The sequence below is a fragment of the Pseudomonas sp. GW823-FHT01D03 genome (assembly GCF_058798255.1).
The window spans coordinates 4,335,409-4,353,366 of the sequence record NZ_JBXAKK010000001.1 but is presented as its reverse complement, the minus strand read 5'-3'; the positions used below and the strand labels follow the sequence as shown (position 1 = coordinate 4,353,366).

Here is a 17,958-nt window from a genome sequence, read left to right as displayed (position 1 = left end):
ATCAGAGCGAGATTGGATGTGAGCAAGCGAGCCTATAACTTCTGTGCCGGTCCTGCGGCGCTTCCTGAAGCTGTCCTGCAGCGTGCCCAGGGTGAACTCCTTGATTGGCACGGCAAGGGTCTGTCGGTCATGGAAATGAGTCATCGCAGTGATGAGTTCGTGTCCATCGCCACCCAGGCCGAGCAGGACCTGCGTGACCTGCTGAATATCCCGTCGAACTATAAAGTGCTGTTTCTGCAAGGCGGCGCCAGCCAGCAGTTTGCGCAGATCCCGCTGAACCTGATGCCTGAAGGCGGCAGCGCCGACTACATCGACACCGGTATCTGGTCGCAGAAAGCTATCGAAGAAGCTTCGCGCTACGGCCACGTCAATGTTGCTGCCACCGCCAAGCCTTACGACTATTTCGCCATTCCTGGCCAGAACGAGTGGAACCTGTCGAAAGACGCCGCTTACGTTCACTACGCGCCGAACGAAACCATCGGCGGTCTGGAATTCCAGTGGATCCCGGAAACCGGTGATGTGCCGCTGGTGGCCGACATGTCTTCGGACATCCTCTCGCGTCCGGTCGATATCTCGCGTTTCGGCATGATCTACGCCGGCGCACAGAAGAACATCGGCCCGAGCGGCATCGTCGTCAACATCATCCGCGAAGACTTGCTGGGCAAGGCTCGTGCACTGTGCCCGACCATGCTCGATTACAAGGTCGCGGCCGATAACGGTTCGATGTACAACACCCCGCCGACCCTGGCCTGGTACCTCTCCGGTCTGGTGTTCCAGTGGCTGAAAGAGCAGGGCGGCGTTGAAGCGATCGCCAAACTGAATGACGTCAAGCAGCGCACGCTGTACGACTTCATCGACGCCAGCGGCCTCTACAGCAACCCGATCAACAAGTCGGACCGCTCGTGGATGAACGTGCCGTTCCGTCTGGCTGACGATCGTCTGGACAAACCGTTCCTCGCCGGTGCCGACGAACGCGGCCTGCTCAACCTCAAGGGCCACCGCTCCGTGGGCGGGATGCGCGCCTCCATCTACAACGCCGTCGACATCAACGCCGTCAACGCGCTGGTGGCGTACATGGCTGAATTCGAGAAGGAACACGGCTGATGTCCGAGCAAGAACTCAAGGCACTGCGCGTTCGCATCGACGCTCTGGACAGCAAGGTCCTGGAGCTGATCAGCGAGCGTGCCCGCTGCGCCCAGGAAGTTGCGCGAGTAAAGATGGCCTCGCTGGCCGAAGGCGAAGTGCCGGTGTTCTATCGTCCCGAGCGTGAAGCTCAGGTGCTCAAGCGGGTGATGGAGCGCAACCAGGGGCCGCTGGGCAACGAAGAGATGGCGCGGTTGTTCCGCGAAATCATGTCCTCGTGCCTGGCGCTCGAGCAGCCGCTGAAAGTGGCTTACCTCGGCCCTGAGGGCACCTTCACCCAGGCGGCGGCCATGAAGCACTTCGGCCACGCGGTGATCAGCAAGCCGATGGCAGCGATCGATGAGGTATTCCGTGAAGTGGCGGCGGGTGCGGTGAACTTCGGCGTGGTGCCGGTGGAGAACTCCACCGAAGGCGCGGTCAACCACACCCTCGACAGCTTCCTCGAGCACGACATGGTGATCTGCGGCGAAGTCGAGCTGCGCATCCACCATCACCTGTTGGTCGGTGAAAACACCAAGACCGACAGCATCAGCCGTATCTACTCCCACGCCCAGTCGCTGGCCCAGTGCCGCAAGTGGTTGGACGCGCATTACCCGAATGTCGAGCGCGTGGCGGTGTCGAGCAATGCCGAAGCGGCGAAACGGGTCAAGGGTGAGTGGAACTCGGCGGCGATCGCCGGCGACATGGCTGCGGGCTTGTATGGCCTGACGCGTCTGGCGGAGAAGATCGAAGATCGTCCGGACAACTCGACGCGCTTCCTGATGATCGGTAACCAGGAAGTGCCGCCGACCGGCGACGACAAGACTTCGATCATCGTCTCGATGAGCAACAAGCCTGGCGCGCTTCACGAGCTGCTGGTGCCGTTCCATGACAACGGGATCGACCTGACCCGGATCGAAACCCGTCCGTCGCGCAGCGGCAAATGGACCTACGTGTTCTTCATCGACTTCGTCGGCCACCACCGTGATCCGCTGATCAAAGGTGTGCTGGAAAAGATCAGTCAGGAAGCAGTAGCACTCAAAGTGCTGGGTTCCTACCCGAAAGCAGTTCTCTAAGGGGCGGTAGCAAATGAGTGGCAACTTCCTCGCTCTGGCACAGCCGGGCGTGCAACAACTTTCGCCGTACGTTCCGGGCAAGCCTGTGGACGAACTGGCGCGCGAGCTGGATCTGGATCCGGCAAAGATCGTCAAACTGGCAAGTAACGAAAACCCGCTGGGTGCCAGTCCGAAAGCGCTGGCGGCGATCCGCGAAGAGCTGGCCGAGCTGACCCGCTATCCGGACGGTAACGGCTTTGCGCTGAAATCGCTGCTGGCCGAGCAGTGCCGCGTCGAGCTGAATCAGGTGACCCTGGGCAACGGCTCCAACGACATCCTCGAGCTGGTGGCGCGCGCCTATCTGGCGCCGGGCTTCAACGCCGTGTTCAGCGAGCATGCGTTCGCCGTTTACCCGATCGCCACCCAGGCGGTCGGCGCGCAGGCCAAAGTGGTTCCGGCCAAGGATTGGGGGCATGACCTGCCTGCGATGCTCGCGGCCATCGACGCCAATACCCGCGTGGTATTCATCGCCAATCCGAACAACCCGACCGGCACCTGGTTCGGCGCCGAAGCGCTGGACGAGTTCCTGCAGGACGTGCCGGAGCACGTGCTGGTGGTGCTGGACGAGGCGTACATCGAGTACGCCGAAGGCAGTGATCTGCCGGACGGTCTGGATTTCCTCGCGGCGTACCCGAATCTGCTGGTATCGCGCACCTTCTCCAAAGCCTATGGCCTGGCAGCGCTGCGCGTCGGTTATGGCCTGTCTACTGCGGTAGTCGCGGACGTGCTCAACCGTGTACGCCAGCCGTTCAACGTCAACAGCCTGGCCCTGGCCGCGGCCTGTGCGGCGCTGAAGGACGACGAGTATCTGGCGCAGAGCCGTCAGCTCAACGAATCCGGCATGCAGCAGTTGCAGGCAGGTTTCCGTGAGTTGGGTCTGAGCTGGATCGAGTCCAAGGGCAATTTCATCTGCGTCGATCTCGGTCAGGAAGCTGCGCCGATTTTCCAGGGTCTGCTGCGCGAAGGCGTGATCGTGCGTCCGGTGGCCAATTACGGCATGCCGAACCACCTGCGGGTGACCATCGGTCTGCCGGCGGAAAACAGCCGCTTCCTCGAAGCGCTGCGTAAGGTTCTGGCTCGTGGGTGATGTCACTGCTCTGCAATCTGCTGCGCCTATGATCGGTCGCCTTGTGGTGGTCGGTCTGGGATTGATCGGTGGTTCGTTTGCCAAAGGCTTGCGTGAAAGCGGTATCTGCCGCGAAGTGGTCGGGGTCGATCTCGACGCGCAATCGCGCAAGCTGGCGGTCGAATTGGGTGTGGTGGATCGTTGTGAAGATGACCTGATCGCTGCGTGTCAGGGCGCCGACGTGATTCAACTGGCAGTGCCGATTCTTGCTATGGAGAAGGTGCTCGCGCGTCTGGCGAGTGTTGATCTGGGCCAGGCGATTCTGACCGATGTCGGCAGCGCCAAAGGCAATGTGGTGCGTGCGGCGACCGAGGCGTTCGGCGGCATGCCGGCGCGTTTCGTCCCGGGCCATCCGATTGCGGGTTCCGAGCAGAGTGGGGTGGAAGCCTCGAATGCCGAGCTGTTCCGTCGGCACAAGGTGATCCTGACGCCGCTCGAGCAAACCGACCCGGCCGCGCTGGCGGTGGTCGATCGCTTGTGGCGCGAACTGGGTGCCGACGTCGAGCACATGCAGGTCGAGCGCCACGATGAAGTGCTGGCCGCGACCAGTCATCTGCCGCACCTGCTGGCCTTCGGTCTGGTTGACTCGTTGGCCAAACGCAATGAAAACCTTGAGATCTTCCGTTACGCTGCGGGCGGTTTCCGCGATTTCACAAGAATCGCCGGAAGCGACCCGGTGATGTGGCACGACATCTTTCTCGCCAACCGCGAGGCTGTCCTGCGCACACTCGATACATTTCGCAGCGACCTCGACGCCTTGCGCGACGCGGTCGATGCAGGGGATGGGCACCAATTGTTGGGCGTCTTCACGCGCGCCCGGGTTGCCCGCGAGCATTTCAGTAAAATCCTGGCCCGCAGGGCCTATGTGGACGCTATGAATTCCAACGATCTGATTTTCCTGGCTCAACCTGGTGGCCGCCTGTCCGGTCGGATTCGCGTACCGGGTGACAAATCGATTTCCCACCGTTCGATCATGCTCGGCTCGCTGGCCGAAGGCGTGACCGAGGTTGAAGGTTTCCTCGAGGGCGAAGATGCCCTGGCGACCTTGCAGGCATTTCGCGACATGGGCGTGGTCATCGAAGGCCCGCACCACGGTCGTGTGACCATTCACGGCGTCGGCCTGCACGGTCTGAAGCCTGCGCCGGGTCCGATCTATCTGGGCAACTCCGGCACCTCAATGCGTCTGCTGTCCGGCCTGCTGGCGGCGCAGAACTTCGACAGCACCCTGACCGGCGATGCGTCGCTGTCCAAGCGTCCGATGAATCGCGTGGCCAATCCACTGCGTGAAATGGGCGCCGTGATCGAAACCGCTGCCGAAGGTCGTCCGCCGATGACCATTCGTGGCGGGCACAAGCTCAAGGGTCTGACCTACACCATGCCGATGGCCAGTGCGCAGGTGAAGTCCTGCCTGCTGCTGGCGGGTCTGTACGCGGAAGGCAAGACCACCGTTACCGAGCCGGCCCCGACCCGTGACCATACCGAGCGCATGCTGCGCGGTTTTGGCTACCCGGTAAGCGTCGATGGCGCCACCGCGTCGGTCGACTCCGGCGGCAAGCTGACCGCTACCCACATCGAAGTGCCGGGCGACATCTCGTCGTCGGCGTTCTTCCTGGTGGCGGCGTCGATCGCCGAAGGTTCCGAGCTGGTGCTGGAGCACGTTGGCATCAACCCGACCCGTACCGGCGTTATCGATATACTGCGTCTGATGGGCGCGGACATTACTCTGGAAAACCAGCGTGAAGTTGGCGGCGAGCCAGTGGCTGACCTGCGCGTGCGCGCTGCTAAACTCAAGGGTATCGAGATTCCGGAAGCGTTGGTGCCACTGGCCATCGACGAATTCCCGGTGCTGTTCGTGGCGGCGGCCTGTGCCGAAGGTCGCACCGTGTTGACCGGTGCTGAAGAACTGCGCGTCAAGGAGTCGGATCGCATTCAGGTGATGGCGGACGGCCTGCTGGCGCTGGGCGTCAAATGCCAGCCGACCGCGGACGGCATTATCATCGATGGCGGCCAGATCGGTGGCGGCGAAGTGCATGGTCACGGTGATCACCGTATCGCCATGGCTTTCAGCGTGGCTTCGCTGCGCGCCACTGCACCGATCCGCATCCATGATTGCGCCAACGTCGCGACGTCGTTCCCGAACTTCCTCGCGTTGTGCGCGCAGGTCGGCATTCGTGTGGCTCAAGAGGCTCAGTCGTGAAAAACATTGCACCGGTCATCACCATCGATGGGCCTAGCGGTTCGGGCAAGGGCACGGTCGCCGGTATTCTGGCCAAGCGTCTGGGCTGGAACCTGCTGGATTCCGGTGCGCTGTATCGCCTGCTGGCGTTTGCTGCGCACAACCATGGTGTCGACCTGACCAATGAAGAGTTGCTGAAGAAACTGGCCGCTCATCTGGATGTGCAATTCATCGCGGCGACCGAAGGTCAGCTGCAGCGCATAATCCTTGAGGGTGATGAAGTCAGCGATGTTATCCGTACTGAAAGCGTCGGTGCCGGCGCGTCCCAAGTGGCTGCGTTGCCGGCCGTGCGCGAGGCGCTGCTGCAGCGCCAGCGTGCTTTTCAGGAAGCGCCGGGCTTGGTGGCTGATGGTCGCGACATGGGCACGGTGGTTTTTCCTGATGCGCCATTGAAGATCTTCCTGACCGCCAGCGCCGAGGAACGGGCGCGCCGCCGATATTTGCAGTTGAAGGGCAAAGGCGAGGATGTTAGTCTGTCGAGTCTGCTAGATGAGATCCGTGCACGCGACGAGCGTGATACCCAGCGCGCAGTAGCCCCGCTCAAGCCGGCGGCTGATGCGATCCAGCTGGATTCCACGGAGTTGTCCATCGATCAGGTGCTTGAACGCATCATGAGCGAGATCGCCATTCGCGATATCGCCGGGTGACCAAGAAGGCCGCAGGGGACCAGTCATAGTCCTGCAGTGCTTCTTTTAAATGAAACTAACCCACACCGTCTGGGGTGTGGAGATGGGCGTATTCTTCGCCCTCATCTACAGGAATTAAAATGAGCGAAAGCTTTGCGGAACTCTTTGAAGAAAGCCTAAAGACCCTGAACCTTCAGGCAGGCTCCATCATCACCGGTGTTATCGTTGATATCGATTACCAGGCTCGCTGGGTAACCGTTCACGCTGGCCTGAAGTCTGAAGCACTCATCCCGCTGGAACAGTTCTACAACGATGCTGGTGACCTGACTATCAATGTCGGTGACGAAGTTCACGTTGCTCTGGATTCGGTTGAAGACGGTTTCGGTGAAACCAAGCTGTCCCGTGAAAAAGCCAAGCGCGCTGAATGCTGGATCGTTCTGGAAGCAGCCTTCGCAGCTGAGGAAGTGGTCAAGGGCGTTATCAACGGTAAGGTTAAAGGCGGCTTCACTGTCGACGTTAACGGCATCCGTGCGTTCCTGCCAGGTTCCCTGGTTGACGTCCGTCCAGTGCGCGACACCACGCACCTGGAAGGCAAAGAGCTGGAATTCAAGGTCATCAAGCTGGACCAGAAGCGCAACAACGTTGTCGTTTCCCGTCGCAGCGTCCTGGAAGCCGAGAACTCCGCCGAGCGTGAAGCTCTGCTGGAATCCCTGCAGGAAGGCCAGCAAGTCAAAGGTATCGTCAAAAACCTCACCGATTACGGCGCATTCGTCGATCTGGGTGGCGTGGACGGCCTGCTGCACATCACCGACATGGCGTGGAAGCGTATCAAGCATCCTTCCGAAATCGTCAACGTTGGTGACGAAATCGACGTCAAGGTTCTGAAATACGATCGCGAACGCAACCGTGTTTCCCTGGGCCTGAAGCAACTGGGCGAAGATCCATGGGTTGCTATCAAAGCCCGTTACCCAGAAGGCACTCGCGTTACCGCTCGTGTAACCAACCTGACCGACTACGGCTGCTTCGCTGAGCTGGAAGAAGGCGTTGAAGGTCTGGTACACGTTTCGGAAATGGACTGGACCAACAAGAACATCCACCCTTCGAAAGTCGTACAAGTCGGCGACGAAGTGGAAGTCATGGTTCTGGACATCGACGAAGAGCGTCGTCGTATCTCCCTGGGCATCAAGCAGTGCAAGTCGAACCCATGGGAAGACTTCTCTGGCCAGTTCAACAAGGGCGACAAGATCTCCGGCACCATCAAGTCGATCACCGATTTCGGTATCTTCATTGGTCTGGACGGCGGCATCGACGGTCTGGTTCACCTGTCCGACATCTCCTGGAACGAAGTGGGCGAAGAAGCCGTACGTCGTTTCAAGAAGGGCGACGAGCTGGACACCGTCATCCTGTCGGTTGACCCAGAGCGCGAGCGCATCTCCCTGGGCATCAAGCAACTGGAAAGCGATCCGTTCTCCGAGTACGTCTCGGTTAACGACAAGGGCGCTATCGTGACCGGTACCGTGAAAGAAGTTGACGCCAAAGGCGCCATCATCGTTCTGGCCGACGACATCGAAGCAACCCTGAAAGCCTCCGAAATCAGCCGTGACCGCGTTGAAGACGCGCGCAACGTTCTGAAAGAAGGCCAGGAAGTTGAAGCCAAGATCATCAGCGTTGACCGCAAGAGCCGCGTAATCCAGCTCTCGATCAAGTCGAAAGACGATGCTGAAGAGAAAGAAGCCATCCAGAGCCTGAAAGCAGCTCCGGAAGGCGAAGCAGCTGACACCACTATGGCGGCACTGCTGCGTCAAGCAATGGCCAAACAGAACTAAGTTCTGCTTGATCATGAAAAAGGGCGACTTCGGTCGCCCTTTTTTGTACCTGCGATTTGTGCGGTACGGTTGGGGGTGGAGTTTGGTGAAACCAATCCCTTCAGCGGGTTGTCTGTTTCTTTAATCGGATCAATCGCCTATTCGCGACTAAGCTGGGTATTAGTCGTGCAGTAGTCGGGCGTAGCCTGGCATAAGGAAGTGGATGAACAGATTTATTGTATTGATTGCGGTGTTGGTATTGGCTGGCTGCACCACAAGTGCCAAGACGCATGCCGTGCGTGGCGTCAGCGGTATCGAGATCGACTGCTCTGGTCTGGGTTCGGGGTGGGAGAAATGCCAAAAGCGCGCAACGAAGGAGTGCAAGGGCGCGGGTTACAGGGTAATCACCCGATCTGATCAGGCCAAGGATGAAGATGAATATCCGTTCGGCTTCAATCCCGCAGGCTACGTCACTCGAACCATGCTGGTCATGTGCCGTTGAGTGTGTACTGCTTCGGTTTGTGCTTTTGTGCACTGAAAACAGGCGTTTCGGCGCCAAGGAAGATATGTCAATCCCTGGGCTGTTCAAAATCTTCCGGGCGTGCTAAAACCTTTCAAGCGCTGATCTAGCTGCTTGAAAAAGAAGGGAAAAATATGACGAAGTCGGAGTTGATCGAACGAATTGTCACCCATCAAGGGCTACTCTCATCAAAGGATGTGGAGTTGGCCATCAAGACCATGCTTGAACAAATGTCCCAATGCCTGGCCACCGGTGATCGCATCGAGATCCGTGGGTTTGGCAGCTTTTCTCTGCACTATCGTGCCCCGCGTGTCGGTCGCAATCCGAAGACTGGCCAGTCAGTCAGTCTGGACGGTAAATTTGTTCCGCATTTCAAGCCGGGCAAGGAGCTACGGGATCGAGTGAATGAAGATGAGGAATTGTAAGTGCGAGCGGCGGAGGGCTTGTAATGGGTAGTATTAATCGTATAGCGCTCTCCGTATTGCTATTGGTTTTATCTGTGGCGATCTTGATATTCATGCTGGAGAATAATCAGCCACACGCATTGCTATTTTTAGGTTGGTTATCTCCTCCGTTACCGATAGCTCTCTATATCGTGCTCGCCTTACTGATTGGTTGGGTTACGGGGCCTTTGATAGGTTTGCTGTTCAAGAAAAGGCGGAAGTCAATAAAGCCCCGTGTCGGTTAAGCGGTAGAGGCTGTCTCGTTTCAGACGCATAGCCTTGCTTTGTTATGATATTCTGCCGCCGCGTATCACATTACAGCTTCGGGCCTCGACTGATGATGGGAAAATAAATTTAAAATGCCGAAGTAAAAAGTTGCATACCTATTCAAAAATAGAAAAACGAAGGGCGATAGAGTATATGTATAAAAATGGTGTTGCCGAATCCTCAAGTGATTTGAATTTGCTGGAACTCTTAAAGGATCTTTGGCAGCAAAAGTGGCTGATTGTCATTGTTGTCTCGGTTTTTGTATTTTTGTCCGCTCTTTACGCATATCTCTCCACTCCTGTTTATGAGGCAAGGTACTACGTCTTGTCTCCGTCAGTTGAAAATATAGCTAACTTGAATTATGGCCGAAACAAAAAATCCGAACTTGCACCGCTTACAGTTGATAGTGTCTATAAGGTGTTTATAAAAAATCTCCAGTCTGAGGATCTGCGTCAGTATTTCTTTCAAAAAGATTATTTTCCTAGTTTAAATCATCCTGGTGATGCGCCTGCGACAGGAGCTTTATATGACGAATTTTCCAAGGGCGTAATCATTGGTCCTGTAGACAAAGAACCTAATGGGCGCTGGTCAGTTGCTATTCAGGGGGTGGATCCGGAGAAGGTCACAGCCTGGGTAACTAAATATGTTGAGTATGCTGGGCAACGAGCCGAGGCGGAAGTTGTCAACAGTGTTAAAAAAGAAGCTTCAGTTTTAGCTAGAAATACTGAGTTACAAATCGACTCTCTTCGAGTGTCTGCTAAGAAAGTGCGTGAGGACTCTATCAGCCGTCTTAGAGAAGCGCTTGCCGTTGCAAAAGCTAGTGGTCTTGAGAATTCAGTAGTATTCACGGGTGAAAAGTCTTCTGAACTTGCTGGCAACATGTCAGGTGAGTTTGCCTATATGCGTGGTAGCAAGGCGCTTGAGGCAGAGTTGAAAAATCTTGAAGGGCGTCAGTCTAACGATCCGTTTATCGAAGGATTGCGGGGGTTGCAGGCTGATCACAGTTACTACATGGGAATTGAAGCGGGAGATTATAAGGTTTCTACTTATAGGCAGGACGGAATGGTTGATCAGCCAGACTCCCCTATCAAGCCCAAAAAAACTTTTATCATTTTTCTAGGATTCGTTGGTGGGCTATTGACGGGTTTTATGATCGCATTTACGCGTAGCTTCATCAGAAAGCTGGATTTTAATAGCCTTTGAATTGTAGGCTTTTTGAGTTTCACACAAAGCACGGAGATCGTCGTTCAGGCGGTTCCGTGCCATCACCTTGATATCACGACTGAATTCATGGCACGAATTTTCAAGGTTATCATCGAAATTGACCATATCTATGGCCGTTTCATCCTGAAGCGAACCTGAGATTGTTCGGTTATCTCGAGGCTCGCCTCCTGTCGTACCCTTCTCACGCTGCATAATATCCAAAATTCCAGCTTGGAGTCGTGAAGCGCACGCAGAAATGCGATAATGCTTGGATTCCGAATTTTTTTGGCGACAAGGCGGTCGAGCGTGAAGAAAACTGTATTGGTCATCGCGCCGAGCAAACATCAGGTTCCGTATCCTGGTTATCCCGCTCACGAATGGAAGACTTCCTCGCTTTATCTGCTGGGCGGGCAGCTTAATCAAAGATTGAATTGATAACTCAAGAACAGTGATGTTGGGGAGTGTTCGTGATTTTTTATATATTGTTGGCTCTGATATTGGTGCCTTTCTACCTTTTGGAATTGGTTCATGTATCCCGTGTCAAAGCAGTCGGACTCTCCGTACTCTTAGCTGTTATTTTTTTTGGTGTTGTCGCGGGCCTTCGGGATGATACTGGTTACGATTGGTTCGTTTATAAAAATATATATAAGGGTGTATCTGAAAGCGGTACTTTGCTCGCTGCGATTGATTTTGGGAAAGACAACGGTTCAGAGTTAGGGTTTTCAATTTTTCTCTATTTTTTGTCTGCGCTTGGATTTAGCTTCTGGGGGGTGCAGTTAATTATTGGGATTTTTAATTGTTATGCCTTTGTTAGGCTAAATAATTTCTTGGCAAAGGGCGCTATTACGGGTTTGCTTGTATATTACTGCTGGTTGTTTTTAGTGCTGCAGATGGGGGTGTTGAGAATGTCTGTAGCTCTAGCCTTCTTGTCGCTAGCGCTAATAAGTATGTTAAAGGAAAATAACAAGAAATTTTATTTTCTTGTTTTGTTTGCGGCATTTTTTCATACGTTTGCGATTATTATCGGATTTGCAATGTGGTTGGCAAAAAAACCTTTGCCCAAAAGTTTGATGATAAGTTTGATGATTGCACTTTCTCTTTTGTATTTGGCAGGGTTTGATTTTGCCGGTGGTGTTGTCCGCGCTGTTTCTGGAATGATGCCATCCTTCGTAAGTGCGAAACTGGATATATATCTCACGCTGGGAGAAACTTACCAGCGCGGTGCAGGGGAATTGTTATATAAGGTTCTCATAGTTGGCTTGTTATGTTTTTTATCCTTTAAGGTTGATAGTGATAAGGTCGAAAAAATATTGCTGAATCTGGGTTTTCTGTATGTGTCTGCGCTGCTGCTTTTTTGGAAGTATCCGGTATTTCATGATCGAATTAAATATTTTGCGCTGATGCCGATTTTTTATTTGTTTTTTTCTGTGCTTTCGAAAATGAATGCAGGGAACCGACTTGTTTATGGCGTGGGCTTTCTTTTAGTGAGCTTTATGATTTTAATTCATGAAGTTACTGGTTCATTATTCTATCCATACGCTCCATATTACAATATGTGTGAAAGATGGCTTGGCGGTCAGGCCAACGACGGCGAAGAACGTACGCTGAAATATTACAAGGAATTTGATGCCCAGTGGCTGGGTGGTAGCCAGTGAAAGGTTTCTTCTATGTAGGCTTTTCCTTCGGTGTAAAAATGCTCTGTGCGCTGGTCGTACTTAGGGCGCTGGCCAGTGGGTTAGGGGGAGATGGGTTTGGTTACATCACCCAATATATGGCTTTCTTGGCGATCGTATTCGGACTTTCGCTGGGCGGAGCTTCAAACTATCTAGTCAACAAGCTCTCACAGTCAGATAGTATCATTATTTCGGAAAAAGAAATTTCCATAGTTTTTTCATATGGTTTTCTTTGTTTGATACTGCTGGCTATTGTAATGTTTGGTTTCAGAGGTCTGCTGGAAACCTACATTTTTTTTCGCCCCCTGCAGTGGTGGTTCACCCCGTATTGTCTAATATTGTTTTTCGTGTCCAATATATACGGATGTTTAGTTGCTCTTGCGTTAGCCCAAAAGAAGTTAAAGCTTTTTGCGTTTTCGAACATAGTAGGGTCGTTGATTTATCTCGCCCTCGTGTTAGGAGCTTTAAAGCTGAGGCAAATAGAGTACATCTATTGGGTTATGCCTCTGTCTTACGTATTACCTGCACTATTTATGTTAAAAGCGTTTTCAGAACGAATTCGTATTGATTTCACAGCGCTATTCCAGGAAAGCAAAATTTCAGTGGTCTTCAAATACTGTTTGATTGTTTATGCTGGTTTGGTGTCCTTGCCGTTCATAGGTATTTTGGTACGTAATCAGTTCCTGCAGCACTTTGGCGTGGTGGAACTAAGTAACTGGCAGGTGGCTGTCAAATTTTCCGATACCATGCAGCAATTTTATGGTTTGTTCTGTACGTCAATACTACTGCCATATTTTTCCAAGCACTTGTCCAACCTCAAATTTTTGGAATGGCAAAAAAAACTGCTTCTGCTGTCGGTTGGGTACGTCGGTGTTGCAGTGGCAGTGTATTTTATGCGTGATCTGATTGTTTCGCTATTATTTGGATCAGGTTATGAGTCTGCGCGGCAATACTTTTCATATTATTTGTTGGGCGATTATTTTCGAGGGGTTGCCCTGTTTTGCTCGTTTACACTGATTTCAGTTGGGCGGTATGGTCCAGCATTATTATTTGAAGTAGCACAGGGAGTGCTTTTTCTTATTGCATACCATCTTTTACAAGCCGGCGGGAAAGTTGAAAGCGTCGGCTACTCTTATGTAAGTTCCTATGTTTTGTGTGCATTGATAATGTGTATTTTTGTTATTCGGTATTTTAGAGGGCGCGAAGTTGAAAATACTCCTGCTGTGCAATAACTATCCATTGCAAAAGGGGCATTCCTGGCTGACGGATAGTCTAGCTGAGGAGCTTGCCAAGCAACACCATGTTGAGGTCCTGTTTCTGGATTGGCATGGTCAGCATAAAAAGTATTTTTTTGTTGAGCGTAACTCGGTGAAGGTCCACGTTCTTCCCATGAGCTTTTCAGGCCTAAAAGGTAAGATTGGCAAAGTGCTGAAGTGGCTTTTAGCATCCTATATGCATTTCTTCTCGGTCAGAAAATATCTTACTCAAGAAAAATATGATCTGGTTGTTAATTTTTCGCCTGCCATGGTAATGCACCCGATATTTAAATCTGTCAAAAAGAGAGTTGACGCTTCTTATTTGATTCTATGGGATTTCTTTCCTATTTATCATTCTCAGTTGGGATTGATTCCTTCACTAGGAGGAGGGATCCTCAAAGGAATAGAGACGCGTGCGTGTAACGATTATCAACGAATAGGTTTGATGTCCCCAAAAAACCTGGAATTCTTTGTTGATAATTATGACCTCAAGCCGGGCACTCAGGCAGAGGTTCTCTATCTATGGGGGCCTAACGAGTTTTTCGTCCGAGACCAAACTGCTTATTTGGCTGCGCGGCAGAAAGAGGGAGTGGGGGATCAACTGGTATGTGTCTTCGGTGGACAGTTGATTAAAGGGCGAGGTATTGACAAACTCGTTGAGCTGGCCGTTTTCTCCAAAGAAAAAAACATCGATGCACTCTTTTACATATTTGGCGATGGCCCCGAAAGAGAAGCGATACTTGGGGATCTGGATAGCTCCGGTGTGTCGGACATAGTGATCTACAAGGGATTTAAGCCGAGAGAAGAATACATGGAGTTTTTGAAAGGGGCAGACTTGGGGTTTGTTTTCAACTCCGGGCATGTAACGGTGCCTACATTTCCTTCCAAAGCTATTGATTATTTTAGGGCGGCGGTTCCGGTACTCGCTTATGTGGAGGATGCGACAGATTTCGGCGAAATTCTAGAGGATGAGATCAAGGCTGGATGGAGCGCTTCGCCAAGATTTCATTCGAAATTATCTATGAATTTTGAGAAAGCATATGCGCTCCCCAGGGCTGACCTCTTTGAGTTTGGTAGGGCTGGGCAGGATTGGTATGCTGAACACCTTAAGGTTAGTGAAGTGACTCGCCATTTGACGGGTAGTCAAATGTGAATTTGTTGGTAAAATAGCGGGTCATGGAGCGACGAATCCCAGCGCCGTTCAGAAAAATTTTAGAATCGCAGATTATATTGGTTTTAGTTTGGAGTGAAATATGTTTAAGAATAAAACACTGATGATTACTGGCGGCACTGGATCGTTTGGTAATGCGGTTCTCAAGAAATTTCTGGATACTGATATAGCGGAAATTCGCATATATAGTCGCGATGAGAAAAAGCAAGACGATATGCGCAAGCGTTATCTGAGCCCCAAGTTGAAATTCTATATTGGCGATGTTCGCGATTATCAAAGTGTTTTGAACGCTTCGCGTGGTGTTGATTACATCTTTCACGCAGCGGCGCTGAAGCAGGTTCCATCGTGTGAATTTCATCCTATGGAAGCAGTGAAAACCAACGTTGTTGGCACCGATAATGTTCTGGAGGCCGCAATCCAGAATGGCGTCCAGCGCGTCGTGTGTCTGAGCACTGACAAGGCCGTCTATCCTATCAACGCCATGGGTATTTCGAAGGCAATGATGGAAAAGGTTATGGTTGCTAAGTCGCGCAACGTAGATGACACAAAAACTGTGATCTGTGGCACTCGCTACGGTAACGTCATGGCTTCTCGTGGCTCGGTTATTCCACTCTTTATCGAGCAGATTCGCGCCGGTAAGCCGCTATCCATCACTGATCCAAACATGACTCGTTTCATGATGACGTTGGCGGATGCTGTTGAGCTTGTTCTTTACGCATTCGAGCACGGAAATAACGGTGATTTGTTTGTACAAAAAGCACCGGCTGCAACGGTGGAAGTTCTAGCACAAGCATTGACTCATATGGTAGGCAAGCCAGACCATCCGATCAATGTCATTGGCACGCGTCATGGTGAAAAACTGTTCGAAGCTCTGCTAAGTCGTGAGGAGATGGCTTGTGCTGAGGATATGGGAGATTACTACCGTGTTCCACCTGATCTCCGCGACCTGAACTACAGCAAGTTTGTTGAGCAGGGTGAGGAGAAAATCTCTCACATGGAAGATTATAACTCGCACAATACAGAGCGTCTGGACGTTGCTGGTATGCAAAAGCTATTGCTTAAACTTGAATTCATGAAGGCCATCCAGCGTGGCGAACACGTTACTCCAGAGGAATGACCGATGAAGGTATTGATCACCGGAGCTAACGGCTTTGTTGGCAAGAACCTTGTAGTTCATTTGCGCGAGCGCAAAGACATCGAGGTGCTGACCTTCGAGCGAGGTGAGGATACCTCGTTATTGGGAGAACGCGCGGCTGAAGTAGATTGCATTTTTCATTTGGCCGGGGTCAATCGACCAGAAGATCCAGCTGAATTCGAGAGCGGTAATAGCGGTTTGACAAAAGCGCTGTGTGAAGCGGTCGTGAGCAACGGGCGTAAGCTCACGATCATTTATACCTCCTCAATCCAGGCTGACCTCGATAATCCGTATGGGAAGAGCAAGCTGGCGGCAGAGAATGCCCTGATTGATTTGGCCGAAAATAATACGGCTGATGTCCATGTCTTTCGACTTCCAAATGTCTTTGGAAAATGGGCGAGGCCAAATTACAACTCGGCTGTTGCGACCTTTTGTCATAATATTGCTAACAATCTGCCGATCCAGATTAACGATGAAAACGCGCAAATATCGTTGGTGTATATCGATGATGTTGTACGCCATTTTATTAATATCATGGATGGCGTTGCGCCAGCGTCTAATTTTCCGAAAGTTGAGCCTGTTTATTCCATTACCGTGGGCGGTTTGGCAAAACAGTTAACAGCTTTTCGTGACAGCCGTGAAACATTGACCACTGAGGCTGTTGGGCTGGGGTTGACAAGAGCTCTTTATTCAACATATTTGAGTTACTTGCGTCCCGAGGCCTTTGATTATGAGGTCCCTAAGTATGGGGATCCGCGAGGTGTATTTGTTGAAATGTTGAAAACTCGCGACTCGGGGCAGTTTTCTTATTTCACGGCCCATCCAGGGATTACGCGGGGTGGGCACTATCATCACTCTAAGACCGAAAAGTTTCTGGTAATCAAGGGCACTGCGAGTTTTAAATTTCGTCAAATTGCGACAGGTGAATTTTACGAGCTTCAAACGACTGGCGAGCATCCTAGAATCGTTGAGACAGTTCCGGGATGGACACATGACATCACTAACGTCGGCGAAGATGAAATGATTGTTATGCTTTGGGCTAATGAAATTTTTGATCGAGAGAATCCCGATACTTTTGCCTTGCCGCTAGCGCAGTGACACTGATCCATCAGAAAGAGAATTGTGATGAAAAAGCTGAAAGTCGTTACCGTCGTTGGTACGCGCCCCGAAATCATCCGTTTGTCACGTGTTATTGCGGCACTTGACGATCATTGTGATCATATTCTGGTTCACACTGGTCAGAATTATGATTATGAGTTGAACGAAATATTCTTTCAGGATCTCGGCATCCGCAAACCGGATCATTTCTTGAATGCCGCAGGTGCCACGGGTGCGGAAACCATTGGCAATGTGATCATTTCGGTTGATCGAGTGCTAGGGGAGGTAATGCCCGAGGCGCTGCTGGTTCTGGGCGATACCAATAGTTGTATGGCTGTCATTCCTGCGAAACGACGCAAGATTCCATGTTTCCATATGGAGGCCGGAAATCGTTGTTTCGACATGCGGGTTCCTGAGGAAATAAATCGTCGCATCGTTGATCATACGGCCGATATCAACCTTACTTACAGCACAATTGCCCGAGATTACTTGTTGCGTGAAGGACTGGCGCCTGACATGGTAATTAAAACGGGCAGCCCGATGTTTGAGGTGTTGACCTACTATCGAGAAGGTATTGAACAATCGGAAGTGTTGAACCGACTCGGTGTGAATGCTGGGCAGTTCTTTGTCGTTAGCGCTCACAGGGAAGAAAATATCGACTCAGACAAGAATTTTCTTAAACTGGTTGATGTTTTAAACTCTGTTGCAGAAAGATATGATCTGCCAGTGATTGTTTCAACGCATCCGCGCACACAGAAGCGTGTGGATGCGTTAGGCATTACATTTCACCCTAATGTTCGTTTGCTTAAACCGCTTGGTTTCAAAGATTATAATAAGTTGCAGTTGGAGTCTAAAGCGGTTCTATCTGACAGCGGGACCATCAATGAAGAGTCGTCTATCCTTAACTTCCCGGCGTTGAATATTCGTGAGGCGCATGAGCGTCCTGAGGGTATGGAAGAGGCTGCCGTAATGATGGTGGGCTTAGAGGTGGATAGAGTTCTTCAGGGGTTGCAGTTAATTGAAAGTCAGGCTCGCGGTGATCTGCGTAGCCTGCGCCTGGTTGCGGATTACAGCATGCCCAATGTGTCTGAAAAGGTTGTGCGAATTATCCATAGCTATCGCGACTATGTTATGCGCACTGTTTGGAGAAGGTACTAAGGCG

The 17,958-nt window shown here is 51.9% G+C and carries 15 protein-coding genes; all 15 read left to right on the top strand.

The features are described 5' to 3' along the window. The first annotated feature begins 18 nt into the window (after nucleotides 1–18). The 15 genes from serC (at nucleotide 19) to wecB (ending at nucleotide 17,954) form a co-directional block, all read left to right on the top strand. On the top strand, nucleotides 19–1,104 hold the full coding sequence (gene serC / locus AC1RBR_RS19100) for a 3-phosphoserine/phosphohydroxythreonine transaminase (RefSeq protein ID WP_095137262.1): 1,086 nt from the start codon (nucleotides 19–21) through the stop codon (nucleotides 1,102–1,104). Then, nucleotides 1,104–2,198, top strand: a complete 1,095-nt coding sequence (pheA, locus tag AC1RBR_RS19095) for a prephenate dehydratase (RefSeq protein ID WP_003226907.1) — start codon at nucleotides 1,104–1,106, stop codon at nucleotides 2,196–2,198. Before serC ends, pheA begins: the two co-directional genes overlap by 1 nt. Before the next feature lie 13 nt (nucleotides 2,199–2,211). Continuing rightward, nucleotides 2,212–3,324 carry a histidinol-phosphate transaminase gene (hisC, locus tag AC1RBR_RS19090; protein WP_492566125.1) on the top strand — a complete coding sequence of 371 codons (1,113 nt, stop codon included), beginning with the start codon at nucleotides 2,212–2,214 and terminating at the stop codon, nucleotides 3,322–3,324. Nucleotides 3,325–3,352: 28 nt separating this feature from the next. Continuing rightward, on the top strand, nucleotides 3,353–5,560 hold the full coding sequence (locus AC1RBR_RS19085; RefSeq protein ID WP_492566123.1) for a bifunctional prephenate dehydrogenase/3-phosphoshikimate 1-carboxyvinyltransferase: 2,208 nt from the start codon (nucleotides 3,353–3,355) through the stop codon (nucleotides 5,558–5,560). Further along, nucleotides 5,557–6,246: a (d)CMP kinase gene (cmk, locus tag AC1RBR_RS19080; RefSeq protein ID WP_007963625.1), complete on the top strand. Its 690-nt coding sequence runs from the start codon at nucleotides 5,557–5,559 to the stop codon at nucleotides 6,244–6,246. Before AC1RBR_RS19085 ends, cmk begins: the two co-directional genes overlap by 4 nt. Nucleotides 6,247–6,365: 119 nt before the next feature. Further along, on the top strand, nucleotides 6,366–8,051 hold the full coding sequence (gene rpsA, locus AC1RBR_RS19075) for a 30S ribosomal protein S1 (protein WP_027612422.1): 1,686 nt from the start codon (nucleotides 6,366–6,368) through the stop codon (nucleotides 8,049–8,051). 202 nt (nucleotides 8,052–8,253) lie between these two features. Then, a complete protein-coding gene (locus AC1RBR_RS19070; RefSeq protein ID WP_492566121.1) occupies nucleotides 8,254–8,532 on the top strand; it encodes a hypothetical protein in 279 nt (92 codons plus the stop codon). A gap of 152 nt (nucleotides 8,533–8,684) precedes the next feature. Further along, nucleotides 8,685–8,975: an integration host factor subunit beta gene (ihfB, locus tag AC1RBR_RS19065; RefSeq protein WP_492566119.1), complete on the top strand. Its 291-nt coding sequence runs from the start codon at nucleotides 8,685–8,687 to the stop codon at nucleotides 8,973–8,975. Nucleotides 8,976–9,413: 438 nt separating this feature from the next. After that, the gene (locus AC1RBR_RS19060; protein ID WP_492566117.1) at nucleotides 9,414–10,463 is read left to right on the top strand and encodes an LPS O-antigen chain length determinant protein WzzB; all 1,050 of its coding nucleotides are present in this window, start codon (nucleotides 9,414–9,416) and stop codon (nucleotides 10,461–10,463) included. Nucleotides 10,464–10,930: 467 nt separating this feature from the next. Beyond that, on the top strand, nucleotides 10,931–12,118 hold the full coding sequence (locus AC1RBR_RS19055) for an EpsG family protein (RefSeq protein WP_492566116.1): 1,188 nt from the start codon (nucleotides 10,931–10,933) through the stop codon (nucleotides 12,116–12,118). Then, nucleotides 12,115–13,368, top strand: coding sequence for an MATE family efflux transporter (locus tag AC1RBR_RS19050; RefSeq protein WP_492566114.1), 1,254 nt, complete (start codon nucleotides 12,115–12,117; stop codon nucleotides 13,366–13,368). The genes AC1RBR_RS19055 and AC1RBR_RS19050 overlap by 4 nt, the downstream gene beginning before the upstream one ends. After that, the gene (locus tag AC1RBR_RS19045) at nucleotides 13,343–14,545 is read left to right on the top strand and encodes a glycosyltransferase family 4 protein (protein WP_492566112.1); all 1,203 of its coding nucleotides are present in this window, start codon (nucleotides 13,343–13,345) and stop codon (nucleotides 14,543–14,545) included. Before AC1RBR_RS19050 ends, AC1RBR_RS19045 begins: the two co-directional genes overlap by 26 nt. Nucleotides 14,546–14,645: 100 nt before the next feature. Then, nucleotides 14,646–15,680, top strand: a complete 1,035-nt coding sequence (locus AC1RBR_RS19040) for a polysaccharide biosynthesis protein (RefSeq protein ID WP_492566110.1) — start codon at nucleotides 14,646–14,648, stop codon at nucleotides 15,678–15,680. 3 nt (nucleotides 15,681–15,683) lie between these two features. Beyond that, a complete protein-coding gene (gene wbjC, locus AC1RBR_RS19035) occupies nucleotides 15,684–16,796 on the top strand; it encodes a UDP-2-acetamido-2,6-beta-L-arabino-hexul-4-ose reductase (protein ID WP_492566109.1) in 1,113 nt (370 codons plus the stop codon). A 27-nt stretch (nucleotides 16,797–16,823) separates the two neighbouring features. Next, a complete protein-coding gene (wecB, locus tag AC1RBR_RS19030) occupies nucleotides 16,824–17,954 on the top strand; it encodes a non-hydrolyzing UDP-N-acetylglucosamine 2-epimerase (RefSeq protein ID WP_492566107.1) in 1,131 nt (376 codons plus the stop codon). The last annotated feature ends 4 nt before the right edge of the window (nucleotides 17,955–17,958 follow it).